This is a genomic window from Bariatricus sp. HCP28S3_D3 (assembly GCF_052065755.1).
Classification (GTDB): domain Bacteria; phylum Bacillota; class Clostridia; order Lachnospirales; family Lachnospiraceae; genus Allocoprococcus.
The window spans coordinates 12,172-31,942 of the sequence record NZ_JBQHTK010000007.1; the positions used below are offsets into that span (position 1 = coordinate 12,172).

Sequence of the window (19,771 nt, forward strand, 5' to 3'; positions counted from 1 at the left end):
GACAGCAATAGGGAAGAATGGTAAAATTAGACTAAAGTTCAAACAATGGTCTAAAGCGTTCAAGGGAGATAGAACTTATGACGTTAATTACGAATATACAAAAGTATTCCATACATGACGGAGATGGAATTCGAACCAGTGTTTTTTTTAAAGGTTGCCCGCTTAAATGTGCATGGTGCCACAATCCGGAAACACAGAATTTTAAGAAACAGATTCTGACGAATCGGGAGAAATGTACCGGATGCGGAGCCTGCGTGCAGGCCTGCCCGAATGGAGCGATTCGGATAGAGGACGGTAAAGCGGTTACTGATCACAATAAATGCGATGGTTGTGGAAAATGTACAGAGTATTGCCTGGCTAACATCCGGGAAGTCGCGGGAAAGGAATATGCGATAAAAGAGCTCGTAAAAGAGCTGAAGAAAGATGAAATGTTCTATGAAGAATCTGGAGGAGGAGTAACCCTGTCCGGCGGAGAAGTGATGTGCATGGATATGGACTATATTCTTCCGCTTGTAAAGGAATTGGATCGGCATGGAATCACGGTTACGATTGATACATGCGGCTATGCGCCTTATGAGAATTTTGAAAAGATTCTTCCATATATCAATACGTTTCTCTATGATATAAAAGTGATGGACGATGAAGTACATCAGAAATATATCGGAGTCAGCAATCAGCTGATTCTGGAGAATCTTGAAAAACTGAGCGCTGATCCGGCACGGAAAGCAAAAATCTATATTCGTATTCCTACAATCAAGGGGGTAAATGCAGATGATGCGAGTATGCAGGCGGTCATCGACTGGCTGAAAGCTCATCATATACAGGTGGCGCAGGTGAACCTCCTGCCTTACCATAATACTGGAAGCAGTAAGTACGGACGGCTGGAGACGGATTATCCGGGGGAAGCACTACAGACACCTGCCAAGGAAGAAATGGAACATTTTACAGAACTGTTTAAAAAAGCAGGATTTCAAAACACAAAAATAGGAGGGTAAAGCTATGGAAAAAAGAGGTATGAATGCAAGAGTTCAGGCACTTCGTGAATTGAGTGTGAGCACTCAGCCGCACATTGACCTGGAACGTGCAAAGAGTGAAACGGAGACTTATAAGAAATATGAAGGACAGCTGTCTATTCCGGAACTTCGTGGACAGGTTCTCTATGACTATTTCTCAACCAAGACTCTTTACATTGGAGAAGGAGAATTAATTGTTGGTGAGAAAGGTGACAGCCCGCAGGCGGCACCGACATTTCCGGAGCTTTGCTGCCATACTGTAGAAGATATGCATGTAATGAATGATCGTGAACTGATCAATTTTTCTGTAAAGGAAGAAGATTATGACTATCAGGAGAAAGTTGTTATTCCGTATTGGGATAACCGTTCTACCCGTTCCAAGATCATTGCAAATATGACACCGGAGTGGAAGGATTGTTACGAAGCAGGTATCTTTACAGAATTCATGGAGCAGAGAGGACCGGGACATACGGTAGGATCTGTGAAGATCTATGAAAAAGGATTCCTTGATTATAAAGAAGATATTCAGAAGTCTATCGAGGCACTGGATTTCCAGAATGATCCGGAAGCATTTGATAAGAGAAACCAGCTTCGCGGTATGTCTAAAGCATGTGATGCCATTATGAAACTTGGTGAACGTTATGCGGCATATGCAAGAGAACTGGCAGAAAAAGAGACGGATGAACAGAGAAAAGCAGAATTGCTTCAGATTGCAGCAAACTGTGATGTTGTTCCGGCACACAAACCGGAGACATTCTGGCAGGCAATTCAGATGTACTGGTTCGTTCATCTGGGAGTTACTACAGAGTTAAATCCATGGGATGCTTATTCGCCGGGACGTCTTGATCAGCACCTGAATCCATTCTATGTAAAGGATACAGAGGCAGGAATTCTGGATGAAAAGAAAGCACTGGAACTTCTGGAATGTCTGTGGGTGAAATTTAATAATCAGCCGGCACCGCCGAAAGTTGGAATTACTTTGAAAGAGAGCTCCACCTATACTGATTTCGCAAATATTAATACAGGTGGGATTACGCCGGACGGAGAGAACGGTGTAAATGATGTAAGTTATTTGATTCTGGACTGCATGGATGAAATGAAACTGCTTCAGCCAAGCTCCAATGTTCAGATCAGCCGCAAGACGCCACAGAAATTCCTTAAGAGAGCATGTGAGATTTCTCGTAAAGGATGGGGACAGCCGGCATTCTATAATACGGAAGCAATTATTCAGGAGCTCCTGAATGCAGGAAAGTCGCTGGAGGATGCAAGACGCGGTGGTACCAGCGGGTGTGTTGAGACCGGAGCGTTTGGAAATGAAGCATATATCCTGACCGGATATTTCAATATTCCGAAAGTATTTGAACTGACACTGAACAACGGATTTGATAAGATGAGCGGCAAACAGCTTGGATTAAAGCTGGGATATGCAACGGATTTTAAGACATATGATGAGCTGTTTGATGCATTTAAGAAGCAGATGAAGTATCTCATCGATATCAAGATCGAAGGAAGTAATGTAATCGAAAAGATTTTCGCAGAATATATGCCGGCACCGTTCCTTTCTATTATTACAAATGACTGTATTTCCAAAGGAAAGGACTACAATGCAGGCGGAGCAAGATACAATACCAAGTATCTTCAGGGCGTTGGTATCGGAACTATCACAGACTGTCTGGCAGCTGTAAAATATAATGTATACGATAAGAAGACATTTACCATGGAAGAATTGATGCAGGCTCTGGATGACAACTTTGAAGGACATGAGAGAATTCTGAATCTGGTGAAGAATCATACACCGAAGTACGGAAATGATGATGATTATGCAGATGATATCATGAAGAGCGTATTCGGATATTATCAGGGAGAAGTAACCGGAAGAAAGAATATGCTGGGCGGAACATATCGCGTGAACATGCTTCCGACTACCTGCCATGTTTACTTCGGAGATGTTATGATGGCCAGTGCGAACGGACGTCTTGCTCATGTTCCGGTTTCAGAAGGAATCTCTCCGGAAAAGGGTGCAGATACAAATGGACCGACTGCAGTTATCAAATCATGTGCAAAGATGGATCATTTGATGACCGGAGGAACGCTTCTTAATCAGAAGTTTACTCCAAGTGTAGTAGCCGGAGAAGAAGGACTTGATCAGATGGCAAACCTGATCCGCTCATACTTTAATATGGATGGACATCATATCCAGTTCAATGTTATCGACCGTGAGACTCTGATCGCAGCACAGAAGAATCCAGAGGAATACAAAGACCTGATCGTTCGTGTTGCCGGATACAGTGATCATTTCAGAAACCTGAGTAAAGCGCTCCAAGATGAAATTATCAATCGTACAGAGCAGAGCTTTAATTAATCTTAATTAAAAATGCATAAGGCAGGGACGTAACATTGTATTGTGTTACGTCCCTTTCATGAACAGTTACGAACATTTTATAATACAACTTCAGGAGGCAATGGAAAAATGAAGAGAGAGTTTTTCGAAGAAAACAGAAAAGAATTGTATAAGAGTCTGGAACCGCAGTCGCTTGTCATTATGTTTGCGGGACATGCACCACGCAAAACAAATGATGAAGACTACCCGTTTTTTACAAATCGTAATTTCCTGTACTTAACAGGTGTTGAACAGGCTGATACCGTTCTTATGGCAGTGACAGGCAAAGAAGGGGAATATGAAGAAAAACTGTATATTCTGCCACCGGATGCCATGAAAGAAAGATGGACAGGACGAAGAATCAAAGAGGCGGAAGCGGAGGAGTTATCTGGAGTTCATGCGTTTGGTTATGTGGGAACTTTTAAAGAAGATATGGAAAAAAATATCCGTTCAGGCAATGTGAAACGTGTATGCCTTGACTTTGATGAAGCCTTCCAGAATGATGGGGGTAATGAAGCATTTGCACTTGCAAGAGAACTGAAGGAAACTGCACCGTATATTGCGCTTGAAAATATTCATCCACAGTTGAAACGTCAGCGTACGATTAAAAAGCCATGTGAAATTGAAGCGATGAGAAAGGCCGAGATCATTACCGGTGCCGGAATCGAAGCCATGATGCGTGCGTCCAAACCGGGTATGTATGAATATCAGTATAAAGCAGAGTTTGATTATGCGCTGGCACAGAGAGGGGTCCTTGCACCGGGATTTCCGTCTATTATCTCAGCGGGAAATAATAACTTCTGTATCCATTATTATGACTATCGCGGACAGTCAAAGGATGGAGATATGATTCTGAATGACGTGGGCGCTGTCTGGGATTATGAAATCAATGATGTTTCCAGAGGATGGCCGTGTAACGGAAAATTCTCTGAGCGTCAGAAATTGCTGTATCAGTGTGCATATAATACATCTGAATATATGTTCCGTACACTGAAACCGGGAATTCCGATGAAGGAAGTAGACAATATGGTTCGTAAATACAACTTTGAACAGTTGAAACAGGCCGGAGTGTGCAGCAATTATGAAGACATCGGTACTTATATGTGGCATGGTGGAGCGCATCATGTCGGATTCGATGTACATGATGTGGTAGATGCGAAAGAAAGATTGACCGCACCGAACATGGTATTCTGTGTGGATGTCGGAATATATCACGAAGAGTGGGGAATCGGCTTCCGTCTGGAGGATAACTGCCTGATTACAGAAAATGGATGTGAGAATCTTTCTCATGCAATCCCGAGAACAATCGAGCAGATTGAAGGGATCATGGGACATTAGTTTGCAAATTGTGATGGAAAAGAAGCATAGAAAAAAGGACAGTTCCAATTGGACTGTCCTTTTTGTCAAGCTTATGTAAGTCTTTTTTCGAAATTACCGTCTATATCGCATCCTTCGGTGAAAATCATAAATGCGTTCGGATCAATAGATTTTACAATGCGTTTCAACTCGTTGACTTCGTATTTTGAAACGACAACCATCAGGATAGAGGAATCTGCATGTGTGTATGCGCCCTCTCCATCCCAGTTCGTAACACCACGCCGCGTCTGCTCCATGATTGCTTCAGCAATACCCGCTTTCTTAGTGAAAATCATAACGCTGACATTGATATTCTGAATATGTATGTGGTCACATGCTGTTGCGTACACAACGCCATAAATCAATGAGTAGATTACGATTTCGATGTTGAACATGAAAAAGCAGATACTGTACACAAAAATGTTAATCAACAGTCCTACTTTTCCTACACTAAAGCCTGGAAAGCGCTGGGTCATATAGATCCCCAGAATGTCCTGCCCACCGCCTGAACTCTCTCCGCGAAGAATGAGTCCGGAACCTGCACCTGCAATAATGCCACCGATGATACATGCGGTCAGATAGTCCTCGATGAGCGGTGCGGATGGAATCGGAATCAAGGTAAGTGCCGCAGTCTGAACTACGATTACGATCATGGACCGCACAAAAAAGCCTTTCCCCATTTTTGACCATGCCAGATAGATGAGTGGCAGGTTGAGCAGAAAGTAAATAATACCGGCAATATCTGTTTGCCCGAATGAAATACCGGTGATTGCGATGAGCAGGGTACGGATTAACTGTGCAATACCCATGAAACCGCCGTTATATAATGAAAGCGGAATGATCATCACATTCAACCCAAAGGCAAACATGACAGCACCGAAAACAGCAGTGCCAAGAGATGTAATCGCATGGCGCTGCTCTTTTGAAATTGGTAAATTGAATGACATACTGTTTCCCCCTTGTTTGGAAATATATTCATCTAACATTTAGAGTATAGAGAAAAGTAAGGAGAAAATCAATGATCTTTTTTAAAAATGAAAAATAATTCGTACTAGCTTGTGGAAAGAAGATTTTCGAGTGCATTATCCTTCCCCAGTGTAAAGTGATCATCATGGAGAATGCTGAAAGCGTGTTCATAATCATTCTCGCGCATATATGTGATCATTTTTTTAAGATTTGTATTTGTAGCATCAATCTGCATACCGTTTCGGACTGAATAGAGTCCGATACGAACCAATTCTGCAAGATTCGATTCGTAAAAACGGGTAATACGTTCGTTTTCAAAAATGCTGATGATTTCCAGGTGCATTTGGGTATCTGCAAGTTCCCATTCAAAAGGGTCGGCGGCCACAGCACACATGCGAACAACACGGGCCTCTATTTTATAGGAGAATTCTTCTGCACGACCGCTGTCAAAAATCAGCTTGAAAGCAGCACCTTCGAACAGTTCACGAATCTGATAGATTTCTGTGACGGCTTGGTAACTGATCTCTTTTACACGCATGGATTTGTAGTAATCCGTCACAATCAGTCCTTCTGACTGCAACATTTTGAGTGCAGTCCGAATCGGATTACGGCTCATGCCCAGTTCCTGAGTCAACATTGATTCCGTGAGTGTCATACCGGGGGCATAAGTGAGATTCAGTATGTTGTTCTTGATTTTTTCATAAGCCTGATCGGCAAGTGATTTTCTTGGAGCAACCATGATTTTCCCTTTCTGTTTTTAAAAAAAGTATTGTATATATTGTATAAAAAAGAGAAGGGAAATTCAAGGTTTTGTAGAAAATTGTCTTATGGATATTTTTGTGACGCAGCAGTATTGACTTTTGCGATAAGAAATGGTAAATTGTATGCAAATGAGGAAATTGTATACAAATTGAATGATTGTATACAATGAAACAACGCAAAAAACAGCCAACAGAATTAAAGAAGCACAAGCGGTCAAAAGCCGTATGCAGGATATTTCAGGAGGAGAAGGGTATGAAATTAGGATTTATTGGGTGTGGAAACATGGCAGGAGCTATGATGAAAGGAATCATTGAGAATCATATTTTTAAACCAGATGAAATAATTGGTTCCGATTTATTTGCTCCGGGGAGAGAACGTTTGAAAGAGCAGTATGGAATTCATGTGACAGACGATAATAAGGAAGTTGTGGAGAAATCTGAGGTTGTGATCTTATCCATTAAACCACAGTTTTATGAAAGCGTGATTGGAGAAATAAAATCTCTGGTAAGGCCGGAACAGCTGATCGTTACGATTGCTCCGGGAAAGACACTTGAATGGTTGGGAGAGCAGTTTGGTGATACTGTAAAAATTATCCGTACAATGCCAAATACTCCGGCGATGGTAGGGGAAGGTATGACTGGAGTGACTCCGAATAAAAATGTGACGAAGGAAGAACTGGATTATGTATGTCGGATTCTTCAGGGATTTGGAAAGACAGAAGTGATTACAGAAAACCTTATGGATGTGGTTGTCGCTGTAAGCGGAAGCTCACCGGCATATATCTTTATATTTATTGAAGCAATGGCCGATGCAGCGGTGAAAGAAGGAATGCCGAGAAATCAGGCGTATAAATTTGCTGCACAGGCAGTGCTGGGAAGTGCAAAAATGATTCTTCAGACAGGCGAGCATCCGGGTGTACTTAAAGATATGGTATGCTCACCAGGAGGAACAACGATTGAAGCGGTTCGTGTTCTTGAAGAGAGAGGGCTTAGAAGTGCTGTTTTTGAGGCGATGGAAGCTTGTGCAGAGGTTGCAAAAAACTTATAATTATGATACAATAATGAAAGAGGCCGGGTGTACTTGTGCATCCGGTCATTTCTATATATGTTCTGAAATGTTGGAGTTCCAGAACGTCTGCCGGCTGGATGCAGGCAGTTTGAGGAGGTTAGGTAAGTGGCATCAAAGCAAAATGTTAAGCGTCGAATCGTAGATGCAGCGTGGGAATTGTTTTATGAAAAAGGATATGACGATACAACTGTGGATGATATCATTCGATTATCTGATACTTCTAAAGGATCGTTTTATTATTATTTTTCTGGAAAAGATGCGTTGCTGGACACGCTTTCGACAATTCTGGATGAGTATTATGCAAATCTGGAGGAAGAGCTTGATGAAAATATGAACAGCTTTGATAAGCTGATGTTTTTGAATTATAAGTCGCATTTGTTTATGGAGACGAAGATTGATGTGACGCTTCTGGCATCTTTGTATTCCACACAGCTGATCGCAAAAGGAGAACGTAATCTTCTGGATCAGAACCGGACATATTATCGCCTGATCAGCAGAATTGTGGAAGAAGGGCATGTGAGAAACCAGATCAGCAGGGAAAAGTCGATCCAGGAAATCACAAAGTATTATTCGCTTTGTGAACGCGCGCTTGTTTCAGACTGGTGCCTGAACAGAGGAAGCTATTCGCTTGCGGAATACAGTAAGGAATATATGCCGATTTTGATGGAGCATTTCCGGGTTAAACAATAGGCGGAAAGGAACGAGGGCATGGAAAAGAGTGACAATAAAGGACTTTTGTCAGTGCATCTGGCCGTATTTTTGTTCGGAGTGGTCGGGCTTTTTGCCAAGCTGGTGGATCTCCCTGCGGTTATTATTGTTTTGGGAAGAGTGCTTTTCTCGTCGGTGTTTTTATGGGGCTTTTTGTTGGTACGAAGACAGAGAATCCGATTAAAGAGGCGAGCGGATTATCTGTGGATGATCGCAGCCGGTGTGATTCTTGCGGTACACTGGAGCAGTTTCATGCAGGCGATTCAGAGTTCCACGGTGGCAGTTGGAACTTTGGCATTTTCTACATTTCCCCTTTTCGTTACAATTATGGAACCATATGTATTTCATGAGAAACTCAAAACATCGGATGTTGTCTGTGCAGTTGTCATGCTGGCAGGTGTATTTCTGATCGTTCCGGAATTTACGCTTCAGAATACGATGACAAGGGGTGTTCTGTGGGGACTTTTAAGTGCAGTGACTTATGCAGTGCTGTCGTTGATGAATCGGAAGTTTTCGGGGAGTTACCCGGCAACGGTCGTATCGTTCTATGAACAGGCAACGGCAGCGGTCGTGTTGTTCCCGATGTTGTTGATTTTGAGACCGCAAGTCACATTGAAAGATGTGGGTGTGCTGATGCTTCTCGGCGTTGTGTTTACTGCCGTTGCTCATTCCCTTTTTATAAATGGACTTCGCACGGTACGCGTGCAGACGGCCGGCATTATTTCCGGACTGGAATCAGTTTACGGAATCGTAAGTGCTTTGATTTTTCTCGGAGAGATCCCCGGAATCAGGGAGATCGCAGGTGGTGCTCTGATCCTTGCAGTTGTTTTTTATTCTACACAAAAAGTGGCTGAATGAGCGGAAATATAAGAGAATTGGAAGAAAACTATTTACGAACCGGGAGAGTTTCGTTAAAATAGGGTACAGTAATAAGAAAAAAAGGAGATTGATAATATGGCAAATCCAATCGTAACATTTGAGATGGAAAATGGTGATGTAATGAAGGTGGAATTGTATCCGGAAGTTGCACCGAATACAGTTAATAACTTTATTTCACTGGTAAATAAAGGATTCTATGATGGGCTGATCTTCCATCGTGTCATCAATGGATTTATGATTCAGGGCGGATGCCCGAATGGAACCGGTATGGGCGGACCGGGGTATTCTATTGCAGGAGAGTTCGCTCAGAATGGCTTCGACAATCAACTGAAACACGAACCGGGTGTGATTTCCATGGCTCGGGCAATGAATCCGGATTCAGCGGGATCACAGTTCTTTATTATGCATAAGAATTCTCCACATCTGGACGGTGCTTATGCAGCATTTGGTAAGATCATCGAAGGCATGGATGTGGTAAATAAGATTGCTGAGACGGACACTGATTTCAGAGATAAACCGATTACAGATCAGAAGATGAAAAAGGTGACGGTTGAAACATTTGGTACAGAATATCCGGAACCGGAGAAGTGCTAATAAGAAAAACGGGAAAGGCAGCGTTTGATATAGGCGCTGCCTTGATAAATATGAGGAAATGGCATGAAGATGATTAAGACAGATAAGCTGGTATTTGAATATGCAAAACGTGACGAGGAAGGCAATATCATCGGAATGAGCCGTGCTGTGGATGAGGTGGATCTGGATATTGAGCCTGGGCAGTTTATAGCAATTCTTGGGCATAACGGTTCGGGAAAATCTACGCTGGCAAAGCATATGAATGCGATTCTGGTACCCACAGAAGGAACGATGTGGGTGGACGGAAAAGATACAAAAGAAGAAGAGTATTTATGGGATATCCGGCAGAGCGCGGGGATGGTTTTTCAGAATCCGGATAATCAGATCATCGGTACAGTGGTGGAAGAAGATGTCGGATTTGGCCCGGAGAATCTCGGAGTGCCGACGGAACAGATCTGGAAGAGAGTGGAGGAAAGCCTGAAGGCGGTCGGGATGATCGAGTATCGGCATCACTCTCCCAATAAGCTGTCAGGAGGGCAGAAACAGAGGGTGGCAATCGCAGGAGTTATGGCTATGCGCCCGAAGTGTATTGTACTGGATGAACCGACTGCAATGCTCGATCCCAACGGACGCAAGGAAGTATTGGAAAGTGTACAGGAATTGAGAAAGAGAGAACATATTACGGTCATTCTGATTACGCATTATATGGAAGAAGTTGTGGACGCGGATCAGGTGATTGTGATGGATCATGGACATGTTGTGATGCAGGGAACTCCGAGAGAGATCTTTTCACAGGTTGATTTGCTGAAAGAGTACAGACTGGACGTGCCGCAGGTTACGATCCTTGCGGATGAGCTTCGCAAGAGAGGGCTTGATATTCCTGCAGGTATTTTGAAAAAAGAAGAATTGGTGGAAATATTATGTCGATAAAATTAGAACATGTGAATTATATTTACAGCGCAGATACTGCTTATGAAAAACAGGCTTTAAAAGATATCTGTCTGGAGATCCCGCATGGACAGTTTGTCGGAATTATCGGGCATACCGGTTCGGGAAAATCTACTCTGATCCAGCATCTCAATGGCCTGATCAGAGCGACGAGCGGAACGGTTTATTATAACGGAGAAAACATTTACGCAGACGGTTATAATATGAAAGAACTGCGTAGCCAGGTGGGATTGGTGTTCCAATATCCGGAGCATCAGCTTTTTGAAGTGGATGTGCTCAAAGATGTATGTTTCGGACCGAAAAATCAGGGATTCTCGGAGAAAGAGTGTGAAGAACGTGCCCGGGAAGCTTTGAAGTTGGTAGGACTCAAGGAGAAATACTATGAGCAGTCTCCGTTTGAACTTTCCGGTGGACAGAAGAGAAGAGTGGCAATAGCCGGAGTGCTTGCCATGTGTCCGAAAGTGTTGGTTCTGGATGAACCGACAGCAGGACTTGACCCGAAAGGCAGAGATGAGATCCTGGATCAGATCGCATATCTGCATAAGACGAGTGATATGACGGTGATCCTGGTTTCTCATAGTATGGAGGATATCGCAAAATATGTGGATCGTATCATTGTGATGAACCATGGGGAAGTTATGTTTGATGATGTGCCGAAGCGCGTGTTCTCACATTATAAGGAACTGGAATCCGTTGGACTGGCGGCTCCACAGGTGACTTACATCATGCACGAACTGAAGGAGAACGGATTGGATGTGTCCGTCCATGCGACAACGATTGAAGAAGCGGCGGATGAGATCATGGCTGCTGTGACTAAGAAGGAGAAGACGGAATGATTCGAGATATTACAATAGGACAATATTATCCGGCGAACAGCAGGATTCACCGCCTGGATCCGAGGGTGAAAATTGTGTGTACACTTTTGTACCTTATTTCGCTTTTTATGTTTAAAAGTATTATCGGTTATCTTCTGGCGACCTTGTTTCTTGTATGTGTGGTCAGATTGTCGACTGTTCCGGTGAAGTATATCCTGAAAGGACTAAAACCGATCATAATGCTTCTTATGATTACAGTTTTGTTTAATCTCTTTTTGACGCCGGGAGGAAGGCTGCTTTTTCATTTCGGACCGCTCAAGATTACAGAACAGGGTTTAAATACAGCTGTATATATGGCAATCCGGCTGATCTATCTGATTATGGGATCTTCGCTTATGACGCTTACTACGACGCCGAATGCCCTTACAGATGGTCTGGAAAGTCTTCTTAAGCCGCTGGGACATCTGAATGTTCCGGTGCATGAGATTGCGATGATGATGTCGATCGCTCTTCGTTTCATACCAATTCTGTTGGAAGAAACGGACAAGATCATGAAAGCGCAGATTGCGCGCGGCGCTGATCTGGAGAGCGGAAATATCATTCAGAAAGCTAAGGCTCTGGTACCGATTCTTGTACCGCTGTTTGTATCTGCATTCCGGAGAGCGAATGATCTTGCAATGGCGATGGAGGCGAGATGTTATCATGGCGGTGAAGGAAGAACAAAAATGAAGCCACTGATCTATAAAGGCAGGGATTATGCAGCTTATGCGGTGACGATTGCTTATGTTGCAATCTCCTTTGTGGCAGGAAGATATATTCCGTTTAAAATCTGGATCTTCTAATAATGTAATCAGAAACGGAGCAGATAATGAGAAGAATTAAATTGACAGTTGCATATGATGGCACGAATTATTGTGGATGGCAGGTGCAGCCGAATGGAATTACGATAGAGGAAGTGCTGAATAAAGCAATTTGCACACTTACCGGTGAAGAGATTGCAGTAATCGGTGCCAGCCGGACTGATTCAGGGGTTCATGCAATTGGGAATATTGCTGTGTTTGACACCGGGAGCAGAATACCGGCAGAACGCTTCTCCTATGCGCTGAATCAGAGACTTCCGGAAGATATTGTGGTGACGAAGTCAGAGGAGGTTTCACTGGACTGGCATCCCAGATATCAAAACAGTCTGAAAACTTATGAATACCATATTCTGAATACGAAGACTCCTGTTCCGACGAAGCGGCTTTATAACTGCTTCGTCAGTTTTGACCTCGATGTGAACCGCATGAGACAGGGAGCCCAGTATCTGTTGGGGGAACATGATTTCGCTGCATTCTGCTGCATCCGGACCAACGCAAAGACAACAGTGCGGACGGTCACAGATCTTCAAATTCAGCAGAATCCGCTGAAACCGGAAGAAATTACAATCCGGATTACAGGAAATGGATTTCTGTACAATATGGTGCGGATCATCGCAGGAGTGCTGATTCGCGTCGGGAGAGGGTTTTATGAACCGGAGAAGGTTTTGGAGCTTCTTGAAGGTAGGGAACGAAAAAAGGAGGCAGTCACTGCACCTCCTCAGGGATTGTGTCTAATGGAGATAGTATATGAAAACGATGGATTTTGTGTTTCGAATAGCAGGAGCTGAGGATGTGCCTGCCATAGATAAGATGATCAGGCAGGCGAAGTCAGGTATCACGGATCCGGACTGGTTTGAAGCGGAAGATATGGAATTTGTACGCAGGCATATTTCGGAAGAAGGGTTTATCATTCTGGCGCAGCCTGAGATCGACCGGACAAATACGGCAGCATTGCTTATTGTACGTTTCCCGAAACGTGAAGAAGATAATCTGGGAGAATATCTGGAACTTTCAGAGGAAGAAATGCAGAAGGTCGCACATTTGGAGATCGCGGTAGTCTCTCCGGAGTTTCGAGGAAATTCCCTGCAATATAAACTTCTGGTGGAGGCACAGCGGATATTGAAAAATGGATGGAACGAGCTTGAAATCCGATACTTGATGGCAACTGTTCATCCGGAAAATGTGTACAGTCTTCGAAATGTAGAACGGTTTGGAATGAAAATCGCTGCTGATGTCAAGAAATATGGCGGAAAACGGCGATTTGTTATGTGGAAGAATTTGGATGATGAATATGAGGAAGGAAAATGAAATTACTGAAGCTGGTTGTAGTAGATGATGAACCAATCCTGCTGCAGGGGCTGCTTAAAACTTATGACTGGGGAAGCATGGGGTTTGAAGTGGTGGGAACTGCACAGAGTGGGGAACAGGCGATTCAGGTGATCAAGGAGAAGAAACCGCATGTGGTTCTGACGGATATCCGTATGAAACAGATTTCTGGTCTGATGGTCATGGAGGAGATTCAGAAAGAGGACATGGATTGCCTTTTTATCGTGCTGAGTGCGTACAGGGATTTCGAATATGCACGCCAGGCATGTGAGCTCGGGGCTTTTGCCTATCTTTTGAAACCGATTGAGGACGATAAATTGCAGGAAACCATGGAGAATGCATACAAAAACTGCATGGCACAGATTGAAAATGTACAGCGTATTGAGAGTTGGGAGAAGATGGTGAAAAAAGATTCTGACAGTTTCCTGCAAGTCATTGTACAGAAATACCTTCAAAAGAAAATTACATATGAAAAGATGGAACAGGTCTTTGCAACGGTCGATGATGTGATCCGGGATGGGGATCGTTTTATTACATTGTGTGTAGATATAGATCTTACATATAAGATTACGAATTCGCTTGATTATGAAGCAACAAAGTTGTCGCTGATTCGGTATCTGGAACAGGTGATGAATGGAAAATATTTCTTCTGGCATTTTGAAAGCGAGGAAGGATATTTTGTTTTTCTGGTGAAAACAAGTAAGAATGATACCGTCAAAGAATTGAAACTTCTGATGGAACATATTAAAGAAGAACAGAATTGTCCGGTCGTGGCATCAATTTCAAAACCTTATAAAGGCATGAAAGGGATTGGACGGAGCTATGAAGAGGCTGAAAAATTATTCGGTCTTGCGAGTGCGTCCGGTGCAAGCGCATTTACTATGCCTGAGGAGATTGAGGAAAGTGAGGAACGTACGGATTTTGAGGATGCCGAACTTCTGATTGTCAATGCTATTCGGAAAAATGATGAAAAAGAGCTGAAAAAGGCTTTTGTGCATTTTATCTACAATTTGCCCGAAGCGGAAGAAATGCAATGCCAGCTCCTGCACAAATTGATGCTGAGAGTGGAATTTTTGCTTAAGGATTCCTATGGAATGGTGGACAGTCTACGAGAGCAGTTTCGCAATTATTATTCGAATATCCAGAATCTCAGTGCGGCAAAATCGGTAGATGTATGTTATCGGATTCTCGGCAGTGTCATTGAAGAAAGAAAGAAGCATGCAGGTAAAGATGAGACCCGGTACTTCAAAGAGTATATGTCTGTTGCAGTCGGATATATTGAAGAACACTTGAATGATGAGAATTTATCCATCGTTTCCGTAGCAACTCATATTTATTTGAATCCGGTTTATTTTGGCAGAGTTTTCAAAAATACATTTCATATGACATTTAAGAAATATTTGCTCCAGCAGAGGATTGAGCGGGCAAAGAAACTGCTGTCTGAGGGGGATGAGAGCATAGGAAGTATCTGCGAGCAGGTGGGAATAAGCAATCCTTCCTATTTCTCTCATTTGTTCAAAGAATCCACGGGAATGCTTCCCAGTGAATATAAACGGAATTGTGAGAAAGGGTAACGGCCAGAGATGAAGATCGGGAAAATGAAGTCCGGAATTCAAAAAAAATATTTAAAATACACCATAGCACTTTTGATTCTGGCACTCTTAATGTCAAGCATAGGTGTGTGGATGTTCACTTATCGTCGTCTTAGCTCGGCAATTGTGGATAAATACACTTCTCTCGATGAGAAAATGGGGATTGCACTGGATTCTCTGTTTCAGAAAAGTGATGAAGTCCTGGCAGAGTGTATCCTCAATACAGACGTGCAGGACAGCCTCAGAACGGGAAATCTGGAAGAGGTTGAGAAGACGACGATCAGTAAATACTTTGCTTACATTGACATGGAACATGTATCGGAATACTGTTATGTTGATAATAAACAGAATGTATATACGCGTTCATATTCCAAGATTGATTACGAGGATTTTAAAAAGAGTAAAATGTCTGCTCGGCTCGGGGATTCGTACGCAAAGACGAAATGGTTTCTTGCCCCGGATACGTTATTCGGAGAAGGAAAGCAGGCGGTATTTATCGGGCGGTATGTGCACAGTATGGAATATGCACATGAACCCGGAATGCTGTTCCTGAAAATGGAAGAAGAATTTCTGGATGACATTCTGGGCAGCAATCCGGCTTCCATATCAGATGCTGCGGTTGGAATCATGGATGGGAATGGACAGTTTTGGAAAATGTGGCATCCGGACGGATACGATCTGCCGGATGCAGATCAGAAGATCATGAAAGAAATAGCGAGAACAGACGGAGAAGGTATGATCGCCAACGGAGAGAAAATTCACAGTGGCCTTCTGTCGGCTTACCGGCAGAAGGAGACAGGACTTATCGTTTACACGATCGTACCAAATAGTGTGATTTCTAAGGATTTGGGAAAAATTCTGATCATTTTGTCCGGGATCTATCTTCTCGTCATTGCCGTTGCGTTGAATTTAAGTATCTATTTTTCCAAACGATTTACGAGACCGATCCAGACAATCAGTGAAGCGATGACGGGATTTGACGGAAATGATTTTAGCAGGAAAGTTGAACTGAACACGAATACAGAACTGGATCAGATCGGACAATCCTATAATCAGATGCTTGTAAATATTGAAAATCTTTTGGATGAGATCAAATTACAGGAACGTGAACTGAGGACTAGTGAAATGAATATGCTGATCAGTCAGATCAATCCCCATTTTATGTATAACACTCTGGATACGATCTACATGCTGGCAAGAATCAATGGTGAGGAAACGACAATGAAAATGATACAGGCATTGTCAAAATATCTCCGTTTGTCACTCAGCAAGGGTAATGATATCGTTACAGTGGAAGATGAACTGGAAAATGTAAAGAGTTATATGGAGATCCAGCAGATCCGAAATGAAAATCTGTTCCGATATGAGATTGAATGTCAGGTGGATGCAAAGAGGACCTGGATTTTGAAATTGATTTTGCAGCCGCTTGTAGAAAACGCAATTAAGTATGGCTTTTGTGAAATCTACGAAGGGGGATTTATTCGGATTACGGTAAAAGAAGATGCGGGGCAGCTGAGTCTGGAAGTCTACAACAGCGGAAAGCCGATTGACGGTAAAATGGCAGATAAGATCAATGCGCTTAACGGGGCGCCGCTTAAGGATCTCCGGGAGTGTTTCCCGGACAAAAAACATGGATACGGCGTGACTAATGTTATTACGAGGCTGCGTCTGAAATATGGAGAGGATGTACATTTTGAATATCAAGCAGAAAATGACGGAACCAGATGTATTATCCGGATTCCGGATGATGGGAAAGAAAATAGAGAATTATAGAAGACTGTTATCAGTATTGCTCTGTGTTGTGATGCTGGCAGGGGTTGCCTGTGGATGCCAAAAGAGCGAACAGACACAGACCAAGGAAGAAGAACGGGGAGAAATCCACATTCCTGTAATCTTTACTGTAAATCCTACGAATGGTAAAAAGAGTAACCAACAGCTTACAGAAGCTTTCAATGAGGAATATGACGGAATCTATCAGGTTGATGTAGAGTGGGTGTTGGAGACAGAAGAGGAATACCGGCAGAATCTGAAACGGCAGAATGTGACGGATTCGCTTCCTGCGGTAATCACAGATCTGCGGATGCTGCCGTCATTTTATCAGATGATGATCGAAGATGGCCGTCTGGAAGATCTTGCACCGTATCTGGAAGCGGATGAAGAATGGAGAAATATGGTTGAGCCTGCGGTAATGGAAGCGTGTATGGAAGAGGATGGTGCAGTGTACTTGGCACCGATCAGTACGGCGGCATTTTCCTGCTCCGGTATGTTCTGGAATAAAGAATTGTTTGAAAAGGCAGGGATAGAGCGATTCCCGGAGACCTGGGAAGAATTCTGGGAATGCTGCGACAGGCTGCAGAGTTGCGGTATTACACCACTTGCATTGCATACGGAAGGAACAGGATGGGCTCCCATGTTGATTGCAACAGCGGTAATTGCTGATACATCGGATGGTGCTGAATTTATGAAAGAGCTTTTCCCGGATACATATCAGAATGAAAGCGGTGTTATGCTGGCAGAAACGCTTAAGAAACTGTTTTCTTATACAACAGATGATGCAATGCATGCCGATTTCGATGTTTCATTTACCAATTTCTTTTCGGGAGAGGCGGCCATGATCCCGAATGGATATTGGATGATCGAACAGATACCTGATGGATGGCGGGGGAAGACTCGCTTTTCGGCATTCCCGGGAAATAAACTGATCTCGTCTCCTGAGACATTCGGATGGGCGGTGGTTTCTGATTATAGTGATGAAGTGAAGAAGGGGGCTGTGGAATTCTTGAAATTCCGCACAAAGTATAATAGGGAAGAAAGGGAACGCCTGATGAAATCCGGTGAGGGATGGAATGTGCCTGCACTGAGTGATTATATTGACGCTTTTTCGGCGGACCCACAGATCGTTCCGAATTACCAGGTGAAATGGAATTCCATCTTACAGGAAGAAACTTTGGAAGAGTGTCTTCCGGAACTGGCTAAAGGGAAGATTACAGTAGAAGAATTCCTGAAAAAAGCGGATGAGAGTATCCGGGAATATGAGGCTGAACAGTAAAGTGTAAACCTGAACTATTAAAAATAAAAGGTATGTTTTTTGATAGTTCAGGTTTTTTTCTTGATAACGGACAGGAATATTTCTCTGCTATGATTATTACAGAAAAAAGAAAACCAAGTTTTCAGAAAAGAGGGAGAATTTGTTATGAAAAACAAAAAAAGATGGATCGCACTGGGACTGGTTGCAGCAATGGCAGTAGGAACACTTGCAGGCTGTGGCGGAAACAAAGAAGAAGGTGGCGACGGAGAAGCAACAGGTTCTGTATATTATCTGAACTTCAAACCAGAACAGGATGAACAGTGGCAGGAACTTGCAAAAGCTTACACGGAAGAAACCGGAGTAAAAGTTGAAGTTGTTACAGCTGCATCCGGAGAGTATGAAACCACACTGATGAGTGAAATGGGTAAGAGCGGTGCTCCGACACTGTTCCAGGTAAACGGACCGGTTGGACTTGCTAACTGGAAAGATTACTGCTATGACCTTTCAGATTCAGATGTTTACAAACAGCTGACAAGCGAAGATTATGCACTGAAAGATGGCGACAAAGTAGCTGGTATCGCTTACGTTATTGAATCTTATGGCCTGATTGTGAATAAAACGCTGCTTGCAAAAGCTGGCTACACAATTGACGATATTCAGTCTTTCGCAGATTTGAAGAAAGTTGCAGAAGATATCACAGCACGTTCTTCTGAACTCGGATTTGCAGCATTTACATCAGCAGGTATGGATGGATCTTCTGACTGGAGATTTAAGACACATCTTGCAAACCTTCCGATCTATTTCGAATATCAGGAGGACGGAATCGGAACAACTGATGCAATCAAGGGAACATACCTTGACAACTATCGTAATATCTGGGATCTGTACATCAACAACAGTACCTGCGCACCGGCTGAACTGGCTGCCAAGACAGGTGATGACTCCCGTAACGAATTCCTGGCAGGTCAGGCAGTATTCTTCCAGAATGGTTCATGGGAATACGGCAACCTTACAGCAGACGGAACATTTACAGATGATGACCTTGCTATGATCCCAATCTACATCGGCGCAGGCGATGAGGCAAATCAGGGACTGTGTACCGGTACTGAAAACTACTGGTGTGTAAACTCAGAAGCAGACGAAGCTGATATTCAGGCTACTCTGGATTTCATGAACTGGTGTGTAACTTCTGAAAAAGGAACAAAAGCTATGGGCGAAGATATGGGATTCGTTATTCCGTTCAAGAATGCAGTAGAATCTCAGAACTTGTTCGTAAAACAGGATAAAGAAATGACAGAAGCAGGAAAAACACCTGTATCTTGGAACTTCCCGACAATGCCGTCAGAAGAGTGGAAGAATGGTGTAGGCCAGGCTCTTACAGCATATGCAGCAGATCAGACTGATGAACAGTGGGCTGGTGTTGTATCCGCTTTCGTAGATGGATGGAAAACAGAATACGAGCTGGCAAATCAGCAGTAATAAGGAACTGGAGTAAAC

Annotated in this window: 18 protein-coding genes; 16 read left to right on the forward strand and 2 right to left on the reverse strand. The window is 43.2% G+C overall.

The window, feature by feature from the left end:
- Positions 1-77 precede the first annotated feature (77 nt).
- The 3 genes from ACTNB3_RS07115 to ACTNB3_RS07125 all read left to right on the forward strand — a co-directional run bounded on the left by ACTNB3_RS07115 (position 78) and on the right by ACTNB3_RS07125 (position 4,731).
- Entirely contained in the window at positions 78-995 is a 918-nt protein-coding gene (locus tag ACTNB3_RS07115; RefSeq protein ID WP_427806941.1) for a trans-4-hydroxy-L-proline dehydratase activase, read from the forward strand.
- Positions 996-999: 4 nt separating this feature from the next.
- On the forward strand, positions 1,000-3,375 hold the full coding sequence (gene hypD, locus ACTNB3_RS07120) for a trans-4-hydroxy-L-proline dehydratase (RefSeq protein WP_427806943.1): 2,376 nt from the start codon (positions 1,000-1,002) through the stop codon (positions 3,373-3,375).
- A gap of 108 nt (positions 3,376-3,483) precedes the next feature.
- On the forward strand, positions 3,484-4,731 hold the full coding sequence (locus tag ACTNB3_RS07125) for an aminopeptidase P N-terminal domain-containing protein (protein ID WP_427806944.1): 1,248 nt from the start codon (positions 3,484-3,486) through the stop codon (positions 4,729-4,731).
- A 71-nt stretch (positions 4,732-4,802) separates the two neighbouring features.
- Here the strand turns inward: ACTNB3_RS07125 and ACTNB3_RS07130 are convergent, their stop codons facing one another.
- Together ACTNB3_RS07130 and ACTNB3_RS07135 are read right to left on the reverse strand one after the other, a co-directional pair.
- On the reverse strand, positions 4,803-5,696 hold the full coding sequence (locus ACTNB3_RS07130; RefSeq protein ID WP_427806945.1) for a YitT family protein: 894 nt from the start codon (positions 5,694-5,696) through the stop codon (positions 4,803-4,805).
- Between the two features lie 104 nt (positions 5,697-5,800).
- Positions 5,801-6,454 (reverse strand): GntR family transcriptional regulator, encoded by a 654-nt coding sequence (locus ACTNB3_RS07135; RefSeq protein ID WP_427806946.1) that lies wholly within the window; start codon positions 6,452-6,454, stop codon positions 5,801-5,803.
- A 275-nt stretch (positions 6,455-6,729) separates the two neighbouring features.
- Here ACTNB3_RS07135 and proC point away from each other — a divergent pair, with 275 nt between their 5' ends.
- The 13 genes from proC to ACTNB3_RS07200 all read left to right on the forward strand — a co-directional run bounded on the left by proC (position 6,730) and on the right by ACTNB3_RS07200 (position 19,753).
- A complete protein-coding gene (gene proC, locus ACTNB3_RS07140; RefSeq protein WP_427806947.1) occupies positions 6,730-7,524 on the forward strand; it encodes a pyrroline-5-carboxylate reductase in 795 nt (264 codons plus the stop codon).
- A gap of 126 nt (positions 7,525-7,650) precedes the next feature.
- The gene (locus ACTNB3_RS07145) at positions 7,651-8,235 is read left to right on the forward strand and encodes a TetR/AcrR family transcriptional regulator (RefSeq protein WP_427806948.1); all 585 of its coding nucleotides are present in this window, start codon (positions 7,651-7,653) and stop codon (positions 8,233-8,235) included.
- Positions 8,236-8,253: 18 nt separating this feature from the next.
- Complete coding sequence (locus ACTNB3_RS07150) at positions 8,254-9,111, forward strand: DMT family transporter (RefSeq protein WP_441024897.1); 858 nt, start codon at positions 8,254-8,256, stop codon at positions 9,109-9,111.
- Between the two features lie 96 nt (positions 9,112-9,207).
- Positions 9,208-9,726, forward strand: coding sequence for a peptidylprolyl isomerase (locus tag ACTNB3_RS07155; RefSeq protein ID WP_427806950.1), 519 nt, complete (start codon positions 9,208-9,210; stop codon positions 9,724-9,726).
- Positions 9,727-9,789: 63 nt separating this feature from the next.
- Entirely contained in the window at positions 9,790-10,635 is an 846-nt protein-coding gene (locus tag ACTNB3_RS07160) for an energy-coupling factor transporter ATPase (RefSeq protein WP_427819609.1), read from the forward strand.
- Positions 10,626-11,489 (forward strand): energy-coupling factor transporter ATPase, encoded by an 864-nt coding sequence (locus ACTNB3_RS07165; protein WP_427806952.1) that lies wholly within the window; start codon positions 10,626-10,628, stop codon positions 11,487-11,489. Before ACTNB3_RS07160 ends, ACTNB3_RS07165 begins: the two co-directional genes overlap by 10 nt.
- Positions 11,486-12,310 carry an energy-coupling factor transporter transmembrane component T family protein gene (locus ACTNB3_RS07170; protein ID WP_441018367.1) on the forward strand — a complete coding sequence of 275 codons (825 nt, stop codon included), beginning with the start codon at positions 11,486-11,488 and terminating at the stop codon, positions 12,308-12,310. Before ACTNB3_RS07165 ends, ACTNB3_RS07170 begins: the two co-directional genes overlap by 4 nt.
- Positions 12,311-12,336: 26 nt before the next feature.
- On the forward strand, positions 12,337-13,116 hold the full coding sequence (gene truA, locus ACTNB3_RS07175) for a tRNA pseudouridine(38-40) synthase TruA (protein ID WP_441024899.1): 780 nt from the start codon (positions 12,337-12,339) through the stop codon (positions 13,114-13,116).
- Entirely contained in the window at positions 13,076-13,636 is a 561-nt protein-coding gene (locus ACTNB3_RS07180) for a GNAT family N-acetyltransferase (RefSeq protein ID WP_427806956.1), read from the forward strand. Before truA ends, ACTNB3_RS07180 begins: the two co-directional genes overlap by 41 nt.
- Positions 13,633-15,228 carry a response regulator gene (locus ACTNB3_RS07185; RefSeq protein ID WP_427806957.1) on the forward strand — a complete coding sequence of 532 codons (1,596 nt, stop codon included), beginning with the start codon at positions 13,633-13,635 and terminating at the stop codon, positions 15,226-15,228. The genes ACTNB3_RS07180 and ACTNB3_RS07185 overlap by 4 nt, the downstream gene beginning before the upstream one ends.
- A 9-nt stretch (positions 15,229-15,237) precedes the next feature.
- Positions 15,238-17,019 (forward strand): sensor histidine kinase, encoded by a 1,782-nt coding sequence (locus tag ACTNB3_RS07190; RefSeq protein WP_441018369.1) that lies wholly within the window; start codon positions 15,238-15,240, stop codon positions 17,017-17,019.
- Positions 16,940-18,295 (forward strand): ABC transporter substrate-binding protein, encoded by a 1,356-nt coding sequence (locus tag ACTNB3_RS07195; RefSeq protein WP_441018371.1) that lies wholly within the window; start codon positions 16,940-16,942, stop codon positions 18,293-18,295. The genes ACTNB3_RS07190 and ACTNB3_RS07195 overlap by 80 nt, the downstream gene beginning before the upstream one ends.
- A gap of 144 nt (positions 18,296-18,439) precedes the next feature.
- The gene (locus ACTNB3_RS07200) at positions 18,440-19,753 is read left to right on the forward strand and encodes an extracellular solute-binding protein (RefSeq protein ID WP_441024900.1); all 1,314 of its coding nucleotides are present in this window, start codon (positions 18,440-18,442) and stop codon (positions 19,751-19,753) included.
- Positions 19,754-19,771 lie beyond the last annotated feature (18 nt).

What these genes read in the sequence shown, in the direction of transcription:
- ACTNB3_RS07160 (WP_427819609.1), top strand. Translation starts at nt 9,790, where the DNA reads ATGAAGATGATTAAGACAGATAAGCTGGTATTTGAATATGCAAAACGT.
- ACTNB3_RS07165 (WP_427806952.1), top strand. Translation starts at nt 10,626, where the DNA reads ATGTCGATAAAATTAGAACATGTGAATTATATTTACAGCGCAGATACT.
- ACTNB3_RS07200 (WP_441024900.1), top strand. Translation starts at nt 18,440, where the DNA reads ATGAAAAACAAAAAAAGATGGATCGCACTGGGACTGGTTGCAGCAATG.
- ACTNB3_RS07115 (WP_427806941.1), top strand. Translation starts at nt 78, where the DNA reads ATGACGTTAATTACGAATATACAAAAGTATTCCATACATGACGGAGAT.
- ACTNB3_RS07135 (WP_427806946.1), bottom strand. Translation starts at nt 6,454, where the DNA reads ATGGTTGCTCCAAGAAAATCACTTGCCGATCAGGCTTATGAAAAAATC.
- hypD (WP_427806943.1), top strand. Translation starts at nt 1,000, where the DNA reads ATGGAAAAAAGAGGTATGAATGCAAGAGTTCAGGCACTTCGTGAATTG.
- ACTNB3_RS07190 (WP_441018369.1), top strand. Translation starts at nt 15,238, where the DNA reads ATGAAGATCGGGAAAATGAAGTCCGGAATTCAAAAAAAATATTTAAAA.
- ACTNB3_RS07125 (WP_427806944.1), top strand. Translation starts at nt 3,484, where the DNA reads ATGAAGAGAGAGTTTTTCGAAGAAAACAGAAAAGAATTGTATAAGAGT.
- ACTNB3_RS07130 (WP_427806945.1), bottom strand. Translation starts at nt 5,696, where the DNA reads ATGTCATTCAATTTACCAATTTCAAAAGAGCAGCGCCATGCGATTACA.
- ACTNB3_RS07180 (WP_427806956.1), top strand. Translation starts at nt 13,076, where the DNA reads ATGAAAACGATGGATTTTGTGTTTCGAATAGCAGGAGCTGAGGATGTG.
- ACTNB3_RS07155 (WP_427806950.1), top strand. Translation starts at nt 9,208, where the DNA reads ATGGCAAATCCAATCGTAACATTTGAGATGGAAAATGGTGATGTAATG.
- truA (WP_441024899.1), top strand. Translation starts at nt 12,337, where the DNA reads ATGAGAAGAATTAAATTGACAGTTGCATATGATGGCACGAATTATTGT.
- ACTNB3_RS07150 (WP_441024897.1), top strand. Translation starts at nt 8,254, where the DNA reads ATGGAAAAGAGTGACAATAAAGGACTTTTGTCAGTGCATCTGGCCGTA.
- ACTNB3_RS07185 (WP_427806957.1), top strand. Translation starts at nt 13,633, where the DNA reads ATGAAATTACTGAAGCTGGTTGTAGTAGATGATGAACCAATCCTGCTG.
- proC (WP_427806947.1), top strand. Translation starts at nt 6,730, where the DNA reads ATGAAATTAGGATTTATTGGGTGTGGAAACATGGCAGGAGCTATGATG.
- ACTNB3_RS07170 (WP_441018367.1), top strand. Translation starts at nt 11,486, where the DNA reads ATGATTCGAGATATTACAATAGGACAATATTATCCGGCGAACAGCAGG.